A 16,668-nucleotide genomic window follows, 5' to 3' on the forward strand; every position below is an offset into this window, starting at 1 on the left:
GTTATTGCAACCTCTATGCAAGTGCAGGCTAGCAGCAGGAGTGTCCGAAGTTGATCAGTCCTCGGACCTAGGACTCGTGGCGCGAGGGGCCGGGAAACGCGGAACGCCCGGACCGCGGGGAGCGGTCCGGGCGTGCCGGCGGAACAGGAGACGGGAGGCGGGAGGCGGCGTCAGGCGTCCTGGCGCGCGGCCCCCGTCTTCTGGCGGACGAGGCCGATGACGGCCAGCATCACGGTCATGACGCCCGTCGCATACAGCTGCACGCGGGTGCCCTCCTCGCGGGCCATCAGGAAGAAGATCACCGCCATGCCGGCCAGCGACACCCAGGTGAGGTACGGGAAGGCCCACATCCGGACGACCAGCTTCTCGGGCTCCTCGCGCTCCAGGCGGCGGCGCAGCACCAGCTGCGAGGCGGCGATGAAGATCCAGACGACCAGGATCACGCCGCCGATCATGTTCAGCAGCCAGGGGAAGATCGTCTCGGGGGACCAGTAGTTGAGGCCCACGCAGACGAAGCCGAAGAAGCTGGACGCGAGGACGGCGAAGCGCGGCACACCGCTGGAGACCGTGCCGAGGATCTTCGGGCCGAGGCCCCGCTTGACCAGGGAGAAGGCGATGCGCGAGGAGCCGTAGATGTTCGCGTTCATCGCGGACAGCAGGGCGATGAGCACCACGACGTTCATGATCTGGCCGGCGCCCGGGATGCCCAGCTGGTCGAGGGCGGCGACGTACGGGCCCTTCTCGGTGACCGCCTTGTCGTTCCACGGGACCAGCGTGACGATGACCGCCATCGAGCCGATGTAGAAGAGCGAGATGCGCCACATCGCGGTGCGCACGGCCTTGGCGACGCCCCTGACGGGGTCCTCGGACTCGGCGGCGGCGATGGTGACCGTCTCCATGCCTCCGTACGAGAACACCGAGGCGAGCAGGCCGATGACCAGGCCCTCGCTTCCGGTCGGCAGGAATCCGCCCTCGCCGAAGAGGTTGGCCGTGCCGGGGGAGTCCGTGCCGGGCAGGACGCCCAGGATCGCGAGCACACCGAGGCCGAGGAAGAGCGTGATCGCGCCGACCTTGAGGGCGGCGAACCAGAACTCGAACTCGCCGAAGTTCTTCACGGCGGCCAGGTTGGCGCCGCAGAAGAGCAGCATGAAGAGCGCGACCCAGGCCCACTCGGGCGTGCCGGGCAGCCAGCCGGTGACGATCTTCGCCGCACCGATGCCCTCCAGGCCGACGGCGACGCTGAGCAGCACCCAGAACGACCAGCCGGCGGTGAATCCGGCCCAGGAGCCGAAGGCCCGCTCCGCGTGGGAGGAGAACGATCCGGAGGACGGGTACGCGGCCGACATCTCGCCCAGCATGCGCATCACCAGCATGACGAGCAGGCCGGAGAGCGTGTACGCGAGGACGATGGACGGGCCGGCGGCGGCGATGCCGGCGCCGGAGCCGACGAAGAGGCCGGCGCCGATGACGCCGCCGAGGGCGATCATCGAGAGGTGACGCTGCTTGAGCCCGTGCGAGAGCGTCGCCGAGTCGTCCTTGCGGTCGACGGGCGCGGGCGCGGTGGTCCGGGACATGAACCAGCCCTGTTCGGGGAGGAGGCGGGGGACGCGCCACAGTCTGTGGGTGCGTACCGCTGACAGGGAACGGATGTCCGCTATACGGTCACGAGCTTCACGCAACGTGAAGATCTCGTGTCTTCTCGTACGCGCCGGTAGGGTCCGCCGCCCGGCCTCGCGCGCGCACCCGCGCCCGGCCCCCTCAGCGCCGCCGGTCCCGCAGCTCCCGCACTCCCGCCACCAGCAGTACGGCCCCGGTGGCCGCGCCCGACCACAGCACCTGCGGCCGCGCCCCGTCGTCGGTCAGCATCAGCCCCAGGACCGCCGCCATCGCGGCCAGTGCCGTCCAGGTCAGCCAGGGGAAACCCCACATCCTCAGCGTCAGCGTTTCGGGCGCCTCGCGCTCGATCCGGCGGCGCAGCCGCAGCTGCGAGACCGCGATCAGCCCCCAGACGAACAGGAGTACCGCGCCGACCGCGTTGAGCATGTAGAGGAAGACGGAATCCGGCCACTTCAGATTGAGCAGGACCGAGACGAAGCCGAACGCCACCGAGGCGAGCACCGCCCGGCGCGGCACCCCTCCGCCCGAGACCTTCAGCAGCCCCTTGGGCGCCTCGCCGCGCTCGGCGAGCGAGAAGACCATGCGCGAGGAGCCGTACAGGTTCGCGTTGAGCGCCGAGAGCAGCGCCACGAAGACCACGATGTTCATGATCTGGCCGGCCGACGGCACCCCGATCGCGTCCAGCACGGCGACGTACGGCGACTGGCCCGGCCGCATCGAGGTCCAGGGCAGCAGGGTCACGATGACCAGCATCGAGCCGACGTAGAAGAGGAGGATCCGCCACACGGCGCTGCGCACCGCCCGCGCCACGTTGCGCGCCGGGTCGTCCGACTCGGCGGCCGCGATGGTGACGACCTCCAGGCCGCCGAAGGCGAAGACCACGGCGAGGACCCCGGAGATCACGCCACCCCAGCCGTTCGGCAGGAAGCCGCCGTCGCCGGTCAGATGGGCCGTCCCCACCGGGTCCGTGTCGGGCAGCCACCCGACGATCGCCAGCGTCCCGAGAGCCAGGAAGAGGACGATCGCGCCGACCTTGAGCGCGGCGAACCAGAACTCGAACTCGCCGAAGTTCTTCACCGCCGCCAGGTTGGCGACGGTGAAGACGACCATGAAGATCAGTACCCAGCCCCACTGCGGGACGCCCGGCACCCAGCCGTGGGCGATCTGCGCCGCGCCCGTCGCCTCCACGGCGAGGACGACGACCAGCAGGAACCAGTACAGCCAGCCCACCGAGAAGCCCGCCCAGCGGCCCAGCGCCCGCTCGGCGTGGACCGAGAAGGCGCCCGAGGCCGGCATCGCCGCCGACATCTCGCCGAGCATCCGCATCACGAGCATCGCGAGCGTGCCCGCGATCAGATACGAGAGGACGATGCCGGGCCCCGCGACCGCGATGCCCGCCCCCGAGCCGACGAAGAGCCCGGCCCCGATCACCCCGCCGAGCCCCAGCATCGTCAGATGACGCTGCTTCAGTCCGTGGGAGAGCGGCTCCGGTTCGGTGGCCGGGGGAGCCGGGACGGCGGTCGGTGCGTCGTGCATGAGGGGGCTCGTGCCTTCGGAGGTGTTTATGGAGAACCCACAGTCTCCCTGCTGACCGCCTCCTGGCGCAAAATGGCCCTCTTTCCAGGTCCTCGCCGTGACAAGCGTCACGTGGCGCGAAGCATGGAAGCCGATCTTTGTCCGATCCCCACGAAGCGCTCAACCTCCGCTTTGTGGGCGGCTGATGGTGATCGAGCGTTCACTCCTCGACTACGGTCGATCCGTCCCCGTACCCCCTCACCCCGCGGAGTACCGATGAGCACCGCCGTTGCCCCTGCCCGTTCCCTCCGCTCCGGGACGGTTCTTGCCGACCTGCTGCCGTCCAGCCGCGCCCGTGACATCGCGCTCGTCGTCGGCGGCGCCGCCCTCACCGGCATCGCCGCGCAGATCGCCGTCCCGGTCCCCGGCTCGCCCGTCCCGGTCTCCGGCCAGACCTTCGCGGCCCTCCTCGTCGGCACGGCGCTCGGTGCCCGGCGCGGCTTCCTCTCCCTGGCCCTGTACGCGGTCGCCGGCATGGCGGGCGTGCCGTGGTTCGCGCAGGCCACCTCCGGCTACGGGATGCCCTCCTTCGGCTACATCCTCGGCATGCTGCTCGCCGCCACCGTCGTCGGCGCCCTCGCCCGCCGCGGCGCCGACCGTTCGGTGCTCCGCACCGCCGGCGCGATGGTGCTCGGCTCCGCCGTCATCTACGCGGTCGGCGTGCCGTACCTGGCCCTCGCCACCGGCATGACGTTCTCGCAGGCGGTCGCCGCCGGCCTGACCCCGTTCCTGATCGGCGACGCCCTCAAGGCCGCCCTCGCGATGGGTCTGCTGCCGGCCGCGTGGAAGGCCGTCGGCCGCAAGGGCTGACGCGGTTCGGCGCCGACGGCCGGACACGGAAAAGCTCTCCGTTCCCCAGGGGTTTCCCTGGGGAACGGAGAGCTTTTCGTTTCTGCGTGACAGAACCCGTCAGGCAGGGGTTCAGTCCTTGGTGACGGGCTCCGGAGTCTTGCCGAAGCGGTCGCGGACCACCGAGACGGCGACCACGAGGCCGGCCACCAGCAGCGACAGCAGGACCTGCTCACGGGCGGAGCCGCCGTTGTAGAGCATGTAGCCGAGGACGAAGACGATCATCGCGATCGTCGCCCAGGTCAGGTACGGGAACAGCCACATCTTGACGAGCAGCTTCTCCGGGGACTCCCGCAGGATGATCTTCCGCATGCGCAGCTGCGAGAAGCAGATGACCAGCCAGACGAAGAGCGCGATGGCGCCGGACGCGTTCAGCAGGAAGGCGAAGACAGTGTCGGGCCACTTGTAGTTGAAGAAGACGGCGACGAAGCCGAAGACGACCGACCCGATGATCGCGGTCTGCGGCACGCCCTTCGCGTTCGTCCTGGCGAAGGCCTTCGGGGCGTCACCGCGCCGGCCGAGGGAGTGGGCCATGCGGGACGCGGTGTACAGGCCCGAGTTCAGGCAGGAGAGCACCGCGGTCAGGATGATCACGTTCATGATCTGGCCGGCGTGCGGGATGCCGATCGAGTCGAGCGCCGCGACGTACGAGCCGTCCTTCTCCAGCGACGGGTCGTTCCACGGCAGCAGCGAGACGACCACCAGGATCGAGCCGAGGTAGAAGATGCCGACGCGCCAGATCACGCTGTTGGTGGCCTTGGCGACCGCGCGGCGCGGGTCCGACGACTCGCCGGCGGCGAGGGTGACGATCTCGCTGCCCATGAAGGAGAAGACGACCATCAGGATGCCCGTGAGGATCGCGCCGTAGCCGTTGGGCAGGAAGCCGCCGTGCTCGGTGAGGTTGCTCAGTCCGGCGGACGAGGTGTCCGCGCCGGGCAGCACACCGAAGATCGCGAGCCCGCCGACCACGATGAACGCGGCGATGGCGACGACCTTGATGCCCGCGAACCAGAACTCGAACTCGCCGTAGGAGGCGACCGAACCGAGGTTGGTGGCGGTCAGGACGACCATCACGATCAGCGCCCAGGCCCACTGCGGGACGGACGGTATCCAGCCGTTGAGGATGTCCGCGCCCATGGTCGCCTCGACGGCGAGGACGACGACCCAGAAGAACCAGTACAGCCAGCCGATCGAGAAGCCGGCCCAGCGCCCGAGCGCCCGGTCGGCGTGGGCCGAGAAGGAGCCGGAGGTGGGGTTGGCCACGGACATCTCGCCGAGCATCCGCATGACGAAGACGACCATCGCGCCCACGAGCGCGTACGACAGCAGGATGCCGGGGCCGGCGGCCTTGATGCCTGCCGCGGAACCTCCGAAGAGTCCGGCGCCGATGACGCCACCGATGGCGATCATCGACAGGTGTCGGTTCTTGAGACCGGCCTTGAGTCCGTCGGAAGACTGCGAATCACCGGGGGTACCGGTGTTCTCGCCTTCCTTCGCAAGGGTCGGCTGCGTGTTCATGAACGCTTCCTTACGTGTGTGGGGCGCTCGGGTCACGAGCCCGAGCATTCAACACCGGGGGACGGGGTGATCGGAAGGGCCGATTCCGATTCGTTGCGTAAGGGGCGAAGGTCCCCAGCGGCACGGACGAAGGCCCCGACCCCGCTGACCGCTACCCAGAGCCCGCCGTGCCACACTCGGATCATGCGCGTGTACCTCGGCTCCGACCATGCCGGCTTCGAACTCAAGAACCACCTCGTCGAGTGGCTGAAGGCCCATGGCCACGAGCCCGTCGACTGTGGTCCCCACATCTACGACGCCCTGGACGACTACCCGCCGTTCTGCCTGCGTGCCGCGGAGAAGACGGCCGCGGACCCGGACAGCCTGGGCATCGTCATCGGCGGCTCCGGCAACGGCGAGCAGATCGCCGCGAACAAGGTGAAGGGGGTGCGCGCCGCCCTCGCCTGGAGCGAGCAGACCGCCGCCCTCGGCCGCGAGCACAACAACGCCAACGTCGTCTCCATCGGCGGCCGGATGCACACCCGGGAAGAGGCGACGAAGTTCGTCGAGATCTTCCTCTCCACCCCTTACTCCGGTGATGAGCGTCACACCCGCCGGATCGACATGCTCTCCGCCTACGAGACCACCGGCGAGCTCCCCCCGATCCCGGCCCACCACCCGCAGGAGCCCACCGCCTGATGCCCGAGGGGCACACGATCCACCGACTGGCCGCCGACCACCGGGAACGGTTCGGCGGCCGGTCCGTGCGGGTGACCAGCCCGCAGGGCAAGTTCGCCGACTCCGCCGCCCTGCTCGACGGCGCGGTCCTGGACTCCACCGAGGCACACGGCAAGCACCTCTTCCTGGGCTTCCCCGGCGAGCAGTGGATCCACATCCACCTGGGCCTGTTCGGCAAGGTGAACTTCGGTGACGCCCCTGCGCCGCCGCCCACGGAGACCGTACGGCTGCGGCTCGCGCACACCGAGTCGTACGTCGACCTCCGCGGCCCCACCACGTGCGCGCTGATCACCGACGCCGAGAAGCGGGCGATACACGACCGCCTGGGCCCGGACCCGCTCCGCGAGGACGACGACCCGGCCAGGGCCTGGAACCGGATCTCGAAGTCCCGCACCACGATCGCCGCCCTCCTGATGGACCAGAAGGTCGTCGCGGGCGTCGGCAACGTCTACCGCGCCGAGGTGCTCTTCCGGCACGGCATCGACCCGTACCGCGCGGGCAGGGACGTCACCCGCCGCGAGTGGGACGCGATCTGGACGGACCTCGTCGCCCTGATGCGCGAGGGCGTCCGCCTGAACCGCATCGACACCGTCCGCCCCGAGCACACCCCCGAGGCGATGGGCCGCCCGCCGCGCGTGGACGACCACGGCGGCGAGGTCTACGTCTACCGCCGAGCCCTCCAGCCCTGCCACATCTGCGCCACCGGCATCCGCACGGCAGACCTCGCGGCCCGCAACCTCTTCTGGTGCCCGGGCTGCCAGCAGCGCTGACGCGCCGCCACCCCGGGGGCCTCGGACCTAGGGCGTGTCCGGAAAGTCCCGCCTGGCTCGCGGCGTCCGGCACGCCCTCCCCCGTAGCCCTTCGGGCACGGGAGGTGCGCCCACGCGGCGTTGGCCACAAGCCCAAGTAGCTCCGCTACGAGGGCTTCCGGCCGCCTTGCGATCGCACGCTCCCCCGAGCTCTCGGCTGCGCTCGAGCAGGGGGGACCCCCATGACGCCGCGAGCCCCGCCCTGCGGGCGGACGGCGAGACATTCCGGACACGACTTAGAACCCGTGCGGCAGCCACGGCGCGACGGGCGACCCGAACGCCACGGACGCCTCGGTCAGGGCCCCGGCCCGGAGCTCCCGCACGCGCCCCGCCGCGGCCAGCGAGACCAGCGAGGTCCCGCCCAGATACGCCGCCCCCAACTCCCGTACGGACAGGGCGACGTCCGCCGCGTCCTCGGTGCGCGCACACGTCGCGCCCGCCGTGTCCCCGCGCAGCCGCCACCGCCCCTCGTTCCACGGGCAGAACGCGTCCGCGACCTCGAACACCACGTCCACCGGCGTCTGGTACGTCCGCGCCTCCAGCGCCGCCCCGACCTCCACCAGACGCAGATGCAGCGCGTCCCGCTGCGTCGGCGAACACCGCCTCAGGTCCGACACCAGGTGCTGCCAGCCGTCGTCCACCGGCCGGCTGTGGAGCCGTACCGACGACGTCAGATCGACCGACCAGAGGAAACGCCACAGCGCCGCCTCCGCCGCCGGATCCAGCGCCTCCAGATCCTTCACCTGCACGCTGCCCTCCGCCCCGGCGTACGACCACTCCGGCTTGATCGCGTACAGCGCGTACCCGACGACCTCCCCGTTCCGCTCCGCGAGCACGCACTGGCGCGGCGAGGCGCCGCCCCGCTCGCTCTCCGGGTCGAGCAACGGCAGCTGCTCCCACCCGGGCTGCCGCGCCGTCATCCCGGGCCGCGCCGTGACCTTGCGCGCGTACACCGCCTCGCAGGCCGACGACGCCTTCGCCGGGTCGGCCTGCCGCAGGACCACGTCGTCCGTGCCCTCGGGCACCGTCAGCGACACCCGGTTCGTGTCGATCGTCGCCCGCGTCGAGTACGTGGCGATGCCGTAGCCGAACCGGCCGTAGATCGCCGGCTCCGAGGCCGTCAACACCGCGAGCGGCTCGCCCCACGCCCGCACGTCGTCGAGCTGGCGCCGCATCATCGAGGTGAGGATGCCGCGCCGCCGGTGCGTCCCCGCCACACCCACCATCGTGACGCCCGCGGCCGGCACCAGCGCCCCGCCCGGGACCGAGAGCCGGAACGAGAACGCTCCCGCCGCACCCACACAGCGCTCGCCGTCCCAGACACCGATCGAGCGGTCGTACTCGGTCAGCTCCTGCCAGAGCCGGCGCTCCTCCGGAGCCTCCGCCACACCGCCGAAAGCGAGCTCCAGCATCCCGTACCACTCGTCCCACTCGGCCGGGTCCAGTACGCGCATCTGAGTCGTCATATGCCATCGATACCAGCGCACACCAGCCCGAGGCGACCCGATTTCGCGCGCAATGTCTCAGGGGTCCCCCTGCACGAGGTCCGACCGGGTGGATAGGGTCCAGGCCAATGAGAAGTCGCGTGGGTGTCGCCTCGTACTCGGCCCGGATGCGCAGGAGCGCACACCGGGTCCGCATATCCCTGCGCAAATCCGGTGTCGACTACTTCCGGGGCGAGGGCTCCGACTGGGTCGCCTTCGCCGGACTGCTGCTGACGATCCCGGCCATCACCGTCGGCACCCTCGCCAACCCGGTGTGGTGCGCGCCCGCCGCGCTCGTCCTGCCGATCGTCGCCGGCGGACTGCTGCTGCGTCCCGCGAGCCTGCTCGGGCTGTACGCGGCCGCCGCGGGCGCCCTGATCGTCGAGTCCGTCGTCCTCGGCCCGTACACCCAGGGCCCCGCCCGGGTCACCCCGGGAACGGTCCTGGTCGTCGCCGCCTGCGGACTCTTCGGCCTGCTCATCGCCCAGTTCAGGGCCCGCGTCGGCGTGCCCTGGCGGCGCGGCGGCACCATGCTCTTCGACCTGCGCGAACGGATCAGGGCGCAGAGCGCCCTGCCCCGGCTCCCCAAGGGATGGCACCGCGAGATGGCACTCCGCCCGGCCGGCGGCCAGTCCTTCTCCGGCGACTTCGTCGTCGCGGCCCGCACCAACGGCGGCCGGACCCTGGAAGTCCTCCTGACGGACGTCTCCGGCAAGGGCATGGACGCCGGCTCGCGCGCCCTGCTGCTCTCCGGCGCCTTCGGCGGACTGCTCGGCTCGCTGCCGCCGCACGGCTTCCTGCCGGCCGCCAACGGCTATCTGCTGCGCCAGGACTGGGACGAGGGCTTCGCCACCTCCATCCACCTCGTCCTCGACCTGGAGTCGGGCGACTACGAACTCCTCTCCGCCGGCCACCTGCCCGCGCTCCAGCTCCACGCGGGCACCGGCCGCTGGGAGGAGAAGTCCGGCGAGGGCCCGCTGCTCGGCGTCTACGACGGCGCCGAGTTCCACCCCGTCAAGGGCTCGCTCCAGCCCGGCGACGTCCTGATGCTCTTCACCGACGGGCTCGTCGAGGCCGCCGACCGGGACATCGCCGAGGGCATCGACCGCCTCACGGGCGAGGCCGACCGCTACGTCGCCTCGGGCTTCGAGGGCGCGGCCTGGCACCTCATCGAGGCCTGCGCCAAGGACGTCAACGACGACCGCGCGCTGCTCCTCATCAGCCGCCAGACCTGAGATCCCCCGGAACGGGGTGGGGCTTTCCCCACCCTTGACCGACCAGCAGCCGCCATAGCCCCTGACCTGCCCCGATCCGTACGTTCGAGACATCGTCACGAACCCACGGAGGAACGACCATGGCCCTGCGCCGCACCAAGCGCCCCGAGCACCCCACCCCGCCGGGCGGCGCCGCCGTCGAGCTGACCGGAGTGCGGCGCCAGTACGGCCGCGGCGCGGGCGCCGTCCACGCGCTGCGCGGCATCGACCTCGCGCTGCCGCGCGGCAGCTTCACCGCCGTGATGGGCCCCTCCGGCTCCGGCAAGTCCACGTTCCTGCAGTGCGCCGCCGGCCTCGACCGCCCCACCGCGGGCTCGGTACGCCTCGGCGGCACCGAGATCGGCGGGATGAGTGAGAACCGGCTCACCGAACTGCGCCGCAGCCGCCTCGGCTTCGTCTTCCAGGCGTTCAACCTGCTGCCCTCGCTCACCGTCGAGCAGAACGTCCTGCTGCCGATGCGGCTCGCCGGACAGCGCCCCGACCGGCGCCGGGCGGCCGAGGTCCTCACCCAGGTCGGCCTCGGCGACAAGAGCGCCCGCCGCCCCTCCGAACTCTCCGGCGGCCAGCAGCAGCGCGTCGCCCTCGCCCGCGCCCTGGTCACCGGCCCGGACGTCGTCTTCGCCGACGAACCCACCGGCGCCCTCGACACCACGACCGCGGCCGAGGTCCTCACCCTGCTCCGCGGCGCCGTCGACTCCCTGCACGCGACCGTCGTCATGGTCACCCACGACCCGGTCGCCGCCGGATACGCCGACCGCGTCCTCTTCCTCGCCGACGGAGCCATCGCCGACACCCTGCCCCGGTCGAGCCCGGCCCGGATCGCCGACCGCATGCGCGCCCTCACCGCCCCCGGTGCCGCCCCGGCCACCGCCTATGCCGGAGCGGCCGCCTGATGTCCCGCCTGTTCCGGCCCAACGGCCTCGCCCGCGCCGCCGTCCGCTTCAAGCCGTCGTCCTTCGCCGGCACCTTCGTCGCCCTGCTCCTCGCCGCCGCCGTCGTCTCCGGCTGCGGCCTCCTCCTCCAGACCGGCCTGACCGCCACCCTCCCGCCCGACCGCTACGCCGGCGCGCCGGTCGTCGCCGCCGCCGACCAGGAGGTCCACCGGACGGTGACCGTCGGCGGCGAGAAGGAGACGGAGTCGGCCGCCGTCCCCGACCGCGCCCGGCTCGACGCCTCCCTCGTCCGCGAGGCCGCCAAGGCCCCCGGCGCCGCCCGGGCCATCGGCGACGTCACCTTCCCCGTCCGTACGGAGAAGGGGACGCTCCCCGCCCACGGCTGGTCCTCCACCGCCTTCACCGGCGTCACCCTCTCCTCGGGCACCGCCCCCGGCCCCGACGAGGCCGTCGTCACCGCCGGAACCGGCCGCGTCGGCGACCGGATCACCCTCGGGACCCCGGCGGGGGAGCGCCGCCTCACCGTCTCCGGCGTCACCGCGGCACCCGGCGTCTGGCTCTCCGACGCCCAGGCCCTCGCCCTCTCCGGGCACCCCCGCACCGTCGACGCCATTGCCGTGCTGCCGACCCCCGGCACCACCCCCGACACCCTGGCCGCGCAGGTCGGAGAGGCCCTCGGCGACCGCGCCCAGGTCCACACCGGCGACGACAGGACGCGCGCCGAGGGAGCCGTGCTCCCCGCCGCCAAGGAGCTCCTGACCGCACTCGGCGGCTCGTTCGGCGGCACCGCCACCCTCGTCGCGATCTTCACCGCAGCCGGAACCGTCGCGCTCTCCGTCGGGCAGCGCGCCCGCGAGTTCGCCCTGCTCCGGGCCATCGGCGCGACCCCGCGCCAGATCCGCCGCTCCGTCGCCACCGAGGCCCTCCTCGTCGCCCCCGTCGCGGGCGCCCTCGGCTGCCTGCCCGGCACGGCGCTCGCCGGCTGGTGGTTCGGGCAGCTGAAGGAGAAGGGCGCCGTCCCCGAGGGCCTCGCCCTCGACCGCGGCCCCCTCCCGTTCGCCGCCGCGCTCCTCGCCGTCGTCGTCACCGCCCTCCTCGCCGGCCTCATGGCCGCCCGCCGCCCCTCCCGGACCAAGCCCGGCCAGGCACTCGCCGAGGCCGCCGTCGAACGCCGCGCCTTCGGCCGGATCCGTACCCCGCTGGGGCTCGCCGCCGTCGCCGGGGGAGCCGCCCTCGCCGGCGTCGCCGCCTCCCTGAACGGCGAGGACGCCGCCAACACGGCCCTCGGCGTCGTCATGCTCTTCATGCTGGGCGTGGCCCTCCTCGGCCCGCTGCTCGCCCGGCTCTGCGCGAGCCTCGTCGGACTGCCGCTGCGCGGCTCGGGTGCCCCCGGCTACCTCGCCGCTGCGAACTCCCGGACCAACGCGCGCCGGCTCGCCTCCGCCCTCACCCCGATCGTCCTCGCCATGGCCTTCTCCTCCACCCTCGTCTTCCTGCACACCAGCACCGACCGGGCCACCACCGAGCAGCAGCGCGCCGCCGTCACCGCCGACCACGTCGTCACCGCCCCCGCCGGGCTCCCCGCCGGCGCGGCCGAGCGCGCCGGGCGTGCCCCCGGCGTCACCGCGGCCGTCGCGGTCCAGCGGACCGCCGTGCTGCTGCCGGACGGCTCCCAGGGCTTCCGTACCGCCTCCGCCCAGGCGGTCTCCGCCGACCCGACCCCGGTCCTCGACCTCGGAGTCCGTACCGGATCACTGGCCGATCTCGGCCCCGGCACGGTCGCCGTGGACCGTCTGCTCGCCGACGCCGCGGGTGTCACGACGGGCGAGCGGCTCGCCCTCCTGCTGCCCGACGGCTCCACGTCGTCCCCGCGCGTCGTCGCCACCTACAGCCGAGGCCTCGGCCTGGCCGAGATCACCCTGCCCGCCTCCGCCCTCAGCGGCCACGTCACCTCCCCGTACGCCACCGAACTCTTCGTCCGCGGCGGCACGGCGGCCGGACTGACCGGCCTCGGCACGGTCACCGACGCCGGCGGGTGGACATCCGCGCAGAGCACGGAGCGCGCGCTGAACGCCTGGGCCAACACCACGATGGCCGCCGTCCTCGGCGGCTTCGCCGCGATCGCCGCCGCCAACACCCTGGTGATGACCGTCCTCGACCGCCGCCGGGAGCTGGGGACGCTCCGCCTGATCGGCACGACCCGCCGCCAGGTCCTGCGCATGATCCGCTGGGAGGCGCTCCTGGTCACCCTGGCCGGCCTCGCTCTCGGCACCGGCATCGCCCTGGCCACCCTCGTCCCGATGACGAACGGCCTGACCGGCCGGGGCCCGTACATCCCGCCGCTCCTCTACGGCAGCTTCGCGGGCGCCGTCGTGGTCCTCGGCCTGGTCTCCACGGGTCTGCCCGCACGCGCCGCACTGCGCCGCCCCGCACCGTAGAGTCGGCGCCATGCCTCACCTCACCCTCGCCCAGGTCGAGTCCCTCGCCGTCGCGGCCCACGAGGGCCAGACCGACAAGGCGGGGCGCCCGTACGCCGAGCACCTGCGGGCGGTGGCCGAGGGGGTACGGGCCAGGGGCGGCAGCGAGGAGCAGATCGCGGCGGCCTGGCTGCACGACTCCGTCGAGGACGACGCGCTCTCCCCGGAGTGGCTGGAATCGGCCGAACTCCCGCGCGCCGTCAAGGACATGGTCCTCGCCCTCACCAAGCGTCCGGGTGAGGACCTGGAGTCGTACACCGGACGGATCCTCGCGGTCCCCGGCGCCCTGCTCGTCAAGGAGGCCGACCTCGCGCACAACGCCGACCCTGCCCGCCTCGCCGTTCTCGACGAGCCGACCAGGACCAGGCTGACCGCGAAGTACGCCACCGTACGACGGCTCCTCGGGCTCTCCGCGGACTGACCCCCGCCGGTGACGATCAAGACGAAGAACACGCCGGTTGGCTCGATTGGCACCCCGACGATTCGTCACCCGGCATCAGTGGGCAAGTAGTTGGTGGCACGATGGATGCAGCGGGGGTGTTCTGTGACGTGCGCTCCCGGGCGGCAAGGGTGGGACCGACCGAGGGTGTGATCAGTATGGCCATTTCGCTGTCCGTCGTGCTGTTGTTGGCGATCGTCCTGGTGGTGCTGATTCGCGGCGGCAGCCTGAAGGGCGGCCCGGCCGTCGTCGCCGTGCTCTTCGGCTTCTTCCTCGCCTCCACCGGCATGGCCGACGACATCCAGCGCTTCCTGGACTCGATAACGCAGACCGTGGGGGCGATCAAGTTCTGACCAGGGGCGCCCGAGATCCCGGGCGCCCGACACCGGCCGTGGCTCAGGCGGTCTTCTTCGCGGCTGTCCGCTTCGTCCTGGCGCTCCCGTCGGCGCCGCCGCTCCGCGTGCGCTTGGCAGGCGCGGCCGTCTTCCGGCTCCGCGCGGACTTCGCCGGGGTCGCGGGCCGCTCCGCGTCCGGGGCTGCCGCGGCCGCCGGGGCGGCGACCCTCCGGGGCGCCCCCGTCGGCCACTTGAACTCGATCTCCAGCTCGACCTCTCCGTCGCCGATCTCGAACTCCACCTCGGCGACGAGCTCGTCGGGGACCCTCAGTTCCAGGGTTCCGCCGATGAGCTCCACCTCCGCCTTGTCGCCCTTCCTCAGCGCCTCCGCGAACGCCGTCAGCAGATCCGCCGCGTCGAACCGTGACATCGGGTGCTTCTGCTCGAACTTGAGATCCTTCACGACTGCCTCCGATGCGGCAGAAAGAGGGTGGGACAGGGCCCATTCTCCGGCCGCACCACGGAAAACGCCTCGGGGCCGGGCCGGAGGGGTGAACCTCGGGCCCGGCCCCGAGGCCGGAAGAGCGGGCGACGGGAATCGAACCCGCGTAGCTAGTTTGGAAGACTAGGGCTCTACCATTGAGCTACGCCCGCAAAGATCGCGCCGCAGGTCACGAGGGCCGCGGCACGGACAGCATCGTAGCGGGTCCCGGGCGGTCCCCGCACACCCCTTGAAAGAGGGGGCGTCGCACTGTCTCCGTGCATGTACCCTACGTGTCGCACCGACGGGGTGTGGCGCAGCTTGGTAGCGCGTCCGCTTTGGGAGCGGAAGGCCGTGGGTTCAAATCCCGCCACCCCGACCACCGAGATCACGCATCGCATGATCGCGTTGTGGGCCTCATCCCGCTTGCGGTTACTATGCAAGCTGCGTGCCCGTGTGTCTCTCTGACCGGGCCGATCGGCCGGAACCGCCACCAAGCGGCACCGGCAGAATCCAAGAATCAGCCACCAAGGAGACCGAACCGTGAAGAGCGCCGTGGAGACCCTGAACCCGACTCGGGTTCGGCTCACTGTCGAGGTGCCCTTCGAGGAGCTCAAGGACAGCCTCGACGCGGCGTACAAGAAGATCAACCAGCAGGTCACGGTCAAGGGCTTCCGCAAGGGCAAGATCCCGGCTCGTGTGATCGACCAGCGGTTCGGTCGCGGTGCGGTGCTGGAAGAGGCCGTCAACGACGCGCTCCCGAAGTTCTACACCGAGGCCGTCAACGAGGCCGAGGTCAACCCGCTGGGTCAGCCCGAGGTCGACATCACGGAGCTGAAGGACGGCGAGCTGCTGGCCTTCACCGCCGAGGTCGACATCCGCCCGACGATCGAGATCCCGGACTACTCCGGCATCGAGGTCACCGTCGACGCGGTCGAGGTCACCGACGAGGACGTCGAGAAGTCCGTGGAGCAGCTGCGCGAGCGCTTCGCCTCCACCAACCCGGTCGAGCGCGCCGCCGCCGACGGTGACGTCGTCACCATCGACCTCGAGGCCAAGGTCGACGGCGAGGTCCTGCCCGACGGTGTCGCCCAGGGCGTCTCGTACACCATCGGTTCCGGCGAGCTCCTCGACGGCATCGACGAGGCCGTCACCGGCCTCGAGGCCGGCGGCGAGGCCACCTTCACCTCGCAGCTGAAGGGCGGCTCCGCCGAGGGCAAGGACGCCGAGGTCACCGTCAAGGTCACCGCCGTCGCCGCCCGTGAGCTCCCCGAGCTGGACGACGACTTCGCGCAGCTCGCGTCGGAGTTCGACACCCTCGACGAGCTCAAGGCCGACAGCCGCAAGCGCCTCGAGAACATGAAGCAGTTCGACCAGGCCACCCAGGCCCAGGAGCGCGTCCTCGACGAGCTGCTGAAGCTGGCGGACGTCCCGATGCCCGAGAAGCTGCTCGAGGACGAGATCAACACCCGCAAGCACAACCTGGAGCACCACCAGCTCGGCCAGATGGGCCTCGACCTCGCGAAGTACCTGGAGATCCAGGGCAAGACCGAGGAGGAGTTCCTGGCGGAGACCAAGGAGCAGGCCGAGAAGGGCATCAAGACGCAGTTCATCCTCGATGAGCTCGTCAACAAGGAGAAGCTGAACGTCAGCCAGGAGGAGCTCACCGAGCACCTCATGCGCCGCGCCGCCTCCTCCGGCATGTCCCCCGACCAGTTCGCCCAGGCCGTCGTCGAGGGTGGCCAGGTGCCGATGCTCGTCGGCGAGGTCGCCCGCGGCAAGGCCCTCGCGGTCGTCGTCGAGTCCGCCAAGGTCGTCGACACCAACGGTGAGGTCGTCGACCTCGAGGACGACGAGGACGAGACCGAGGCCGCCACGGAGGCGGTCGAGGCCGTCACCGGCGAGGCCGAGGTCGCCGAGGAGAAGAACGAGGCCTGAGCCTCGCGCCGAACCGCAGGTCCACGGGCCCGGACGCACTGCTGTGCGCCGGGCCCGTGCCCGTACGCGGGGCCTGTGTCCACGCCCGTCCGCAAGGCGGATCCAGGCAGGATTCACGCCCCGTGCGCACGCCCCGTACGGGCCCCCGCACGCCCCTGACAACCTTGCGCTCCCAGCGAACAGTTCGGGAACCGGGATGGCGTTGTCCTACCTGCGCGTTAGGGTCCATGAATACGAGGGCACTGCCCTCAGAACGAGACGC

General features: G+C 71.7%; 14 protein-coding genes and 2 tRNA genes. 10 read left to right on the forward strand and 6 right to left on the reverse strand.

Translation table 11 applies throughout. The features are described 5' to 3' along the window. Positions 1-170 precede the first annotated feature (170 nt). Together ACFVGW_RS12530 and ACFVGW_RS12535 are read right to left on the reverse strand one after the other, a co-directional pair. On the reverse strand, positions 171-1,574 hold the full coding sequence (locus ACFVGW_RS12530; protein ID WP_385851941.1) for an amino acid permease: 1,404 nt from the start codon (positions 1,572-1,574) through the stop codon (positions 171-173). Between the two features lie 184 nt (positions 1,575-1,758). Continuing rightward, on the reverse strand, positions 1,759-3,153 hold the full coding sequence (locus tag ACFVGW_RS12535; protein WP_385851942.1) for an amino acid permease: 1,395 nt from the start codon (positions 3,151-3,153) through the stop codon (positions 1,759-1,761). 255 nt (positions 3,154-3,408) lie between these two features. Between ACFVGW_RS12535 and ACFVGW_RS12540 the strand changes: the two genes are divergently transcribed. Continuing rightward, positions 3,409-4,002 carry a biotin transporter BioY gene (locus ACFVGW_RS12540; RefSeq protein WP_352187828.1) on the forward strand — a complete coding sequence of 198 codons (594 nt, stop codon included), beginning with the start codon at positions 3,409-3,411 and terminating at the stop codon, positions 4,000-4,002. A gap of 111 nt (positions 4,003-4,113) precedes the next feature. Here ACFVGW_RS12540 and ACFVGW_RS12545 read toward each other — a convergent pair whose 3' ends face one another. Then, the gene (locus tag ACFVGW_RS12545) at positions 4,114-5,559 is read right to left on the reverse strand and encodes an amino acid permease (RefSeq protein WP_385851943.1); all 1,446 of its coding nucleotides are present in this window, start codon (positions 5,557-5,559) and stop codon (positions 4,114-4,116) included. A 183-nt stretch (positions 5,560-5,742) separates the two neighbouring features. Between ACFVGW_RS12545 and ACFVGW_RS12550 the strand changes: the two genes are divergently transcribed. Together ACFVGW_RS12550 and ACFVGW_RS12555 are read left to right on the forward strand one after the other, a co-directional pair. After that, complete coding sequence (locus tag ACFVGW_RS12550; protein ID WP_352187830.1) at positions 5,743-6,237, forward strand: ribose-5-phosphate isomerase; 495 nt, start codon at positions 5,743-5,745, stop codon at positions 6,235-6,237. Further along, complete coding sequence (locus ACFVGW_RS12555; protein WP_385851944.1) at positions 6,237-7,046, forward strand: Fpg/Nei family DNA glycosylase; 810 nt, start codon at positions 6,237-6,239, stop codon at positions 7,044-7,046. The genes ACFVGW_RS12550 and ACFVGW_RS12555 overlap by 1 nt, the downstream gene beginning before the upstream one ends. A 275-nt stretch (positions 7,047-7,321) precedes the next feature. Here ACFVGW_RS12555 and ACFVGW_RS12560 read toward each other — a convergent pair whose 3' ends face one another. Then, on the reverse strand, positions 7,322-8,551 hold the full coding sequence (locus ACFVGW_RS12560; protein WP_383228613.1) for a GNAT family N-acetyltransferase: 1,230 nt from the start codon (positions 8,549-8,551) through the stop codon (positions 7,322-7,324). Between the two features lie 107 nt (positions 8,552-8,658). Here ACFVGW_RS12560 and ACFVGW_RS12565 point away from each other — a divergent pair, with 107 nt between their 5' ends. The 5 genes from ACFVGW_RS12565 to ACFVGW_RS12585 all read left to right on the forward strand — a co-directional run bounded on the left by ACFVGW_RS12565 (position 8,659) and on the right by ACFVGW_RS12585 (position 14,005). Beyond that, positions 8,659-9,804: a PP2C family protein-serine/threonine phosphatase gene (locus ACFVGW_RS12565; protein ID WP_383228612.1), complete on the forward strand. Its 1,146-nt coding sequence runs from the start codon at positions 8,659-8,661 to the stop codon at positions 9,802-9,804. 119 nt (positions 9,805-9,923) lie between these two features. Then, a complete protein-coding gene (locus ACFVGW_RS12570; protein ID WP_385851945.1) occupies positions 9,924-10,736 on the forward strand; it encodes an ABC transporter ATP-binding protein in 813 nt (270 codons plus the stop codon). After that, positions 10,736-13,174 carry an ABC transporter permease gene (locus ACFVGW_RS12575; protein ID WP_385851946.1) on the forward strand — a complete coding sequence of 813 codons (2,439 nt, stop codon included), beginning with the start codon at positions 10,736-10,738 and terminating at the stop codon, positions 13,172-13,174. The genes ACFVGW_RS12570 and ACFVGW_RS12575 overlap by 1 nt, the downstream gene beginning before the upstream one ends. A 10-nt stretch (positions 13,175-13,184) precedes the next feature. Next, positions 13,185-13,634: an HD domain-containing protein gene (locus ACFVGW_RS12580; RefSeq protein ID WP_385851947.1), complete on the forward strand. Its 450-nt coding sequence runs from the start codon at positions 13,185-13,187 to the stop codon at positions 13,632-13,634. A 176-nt stretch (positions 13,635-13,810) separates the two neighbouring features. Further along, complete coding sequence (locus ACFVGW_RS12585) at positions 13,811-14,005, forward strand: hypothetical protein (protein ID WP_352187837.1); 195 nt, start codon at positions 13,811-13,813, stop codon at positions 14,003-14,005. A 43-nt stretch (positions 14,006-14,048) separates the two neighbouring features. Here the strand turns inward: ACFVGW_RS12585 and ACFVGW_RS12590 are convergent, their stop codons facing one another. Continuing rightward, complete coding sequence (locus ACFVGW_RS12590; protein ID WP_385851948.1) at positions 14,049-14,450, reverse strand: amphi-Trp domain-containing protein; 402 nt, start codon at positions 14,448-14,450, stop codon at positions 14,049-14,051. A 120-nt stretch (positions 14,451-14,570) separates the two neighbouring features. Next, positions 14,571-14,641: transfer RNA gene (locus ACFVGW_RS12595), tRNA-Gly, on the reverse strand. 132 nt (positions 14,642-14,773) lie between these two features. On the opposite strand from ACFVGW_RS12595, the gene ACFVGW_RS12600 reads away from it, so the two are divergent. Both ACFVGW_RS12600 and tig read left to right on the forward strand, forming a co-directional pair. Beyond that, positions 14,774-14,850 (forward strand) — tRNA-Pro (locus ACFVGW_RS12600). A 161-nt stretch (positions 14,851-15,011) separates the two neighbouring features. Next, a complete protein-coding gene (gene tig / locus ACFVGW_RS12605; protein WP_383228607.1) occupies positions 15,012-16,406 on the forward strand; it encodes a trigger factor in 1,395 nt (464 codons plus the stop codon). Positions 16,407-16,668 lie beyond the last annotated feature (262 nt).

This window comes from Streptomyces sp. NPDC127129 (assembly GCF_042671585.1).
Lineage (GTDB): Bacteria > Actinomycetota > Actinomycetes > Streptomycetales > Streptomycetaceae > Streptomyces.

Bases quoted from the DNA above. Each gene is read 5' to 3' on its own strand.
- ACFVGW_RS12560 (WP_383228613.1), bottom strand. From the start codon at position 8,551: ATGACGACTCAGATGCGCGTACTGGACCCGGCCGAGTGGGACGAGTGG.
- ACFVGW_RS12550 (WP_352187830.1), top strand. From the start codon at position 5,743: ATGCGCGTGTACCTCGGCTCCGACCATGCCGGCTTCGAACTCAAGAAC.
- ACFVGW_RS12565 (WP_383228612.1), top strand. From the start codon at position 8,659: ATGAGAAGTCGCGTGGGTGTCGCCTCGTACTCGGCCCGGATGCGCAGG.
- ACFVGW_RS12575 (WP_385851946.1), top strand. From the start codon at position 10,736: ATGTCCCGCCTGTTCCGGCCCAACGGCCTCGCCCGCGCCGCCGTCCGC.
- ACFVGW_RS12585 (WP_352187837.1), top strand. From the start codon at position 13,811: ATGGCCATTTCGCTGTCCGTCGTGCTGTTGTTGGCGATCGTCCTGGTG.
- ACFVGW_RS12570 (WP_385851945.1), top strand. From the start codon at position 9,924: ATGGCCCTGCGCCGCACCAAGCGCCCCGAGCACCCCACCCCGCCGGGC.
- ACFVGW_RS12555 (WP_385851944.1), top strand. From the start codon at position 6,237: ATGCCCGAGGGGCACACGATCCACCGACTGGCCGCCGACCACCGGGAA.
- ACFVGW_RS12580 (WP_385851947.1), top strand. From the start codon at position 13,185: ATGCCTCACCTCACCCTCGCCCAGGTCGAGTCCCTCGCCGTCGCGGCC.
- ACFVGW_RS12540 (WP_352187828.1), top strand. From the start codon at position 3,409: ATGAGCACCGCCGTTGCCCCTGCCCGTTCCCTCCGCTCCGGGACGGTT.
- ACFVGW_RS12535 (WP_385851942.1), bottom strand. From the start codon at position 3,153: ATGCACGACGCACCGACCGCCGTCCCGGCTCCCCCGGCCACCGAACCG.
- ACFVGW_RS12545 (WP_385851943.1), bottom strand. From the start codon at position 5,559: ATGAACACGCAGCCGACCCTTGCGAAGGAAGGCGAGAACACCGGTACC.
- ACFVGW_RS12530 (WP_385851941.1), bottom strand. From the start codon at position 1,574: ATGTCCCGGACCACCGCGCCCGCGCCCGTCGACCGCAAGGACGACTCG.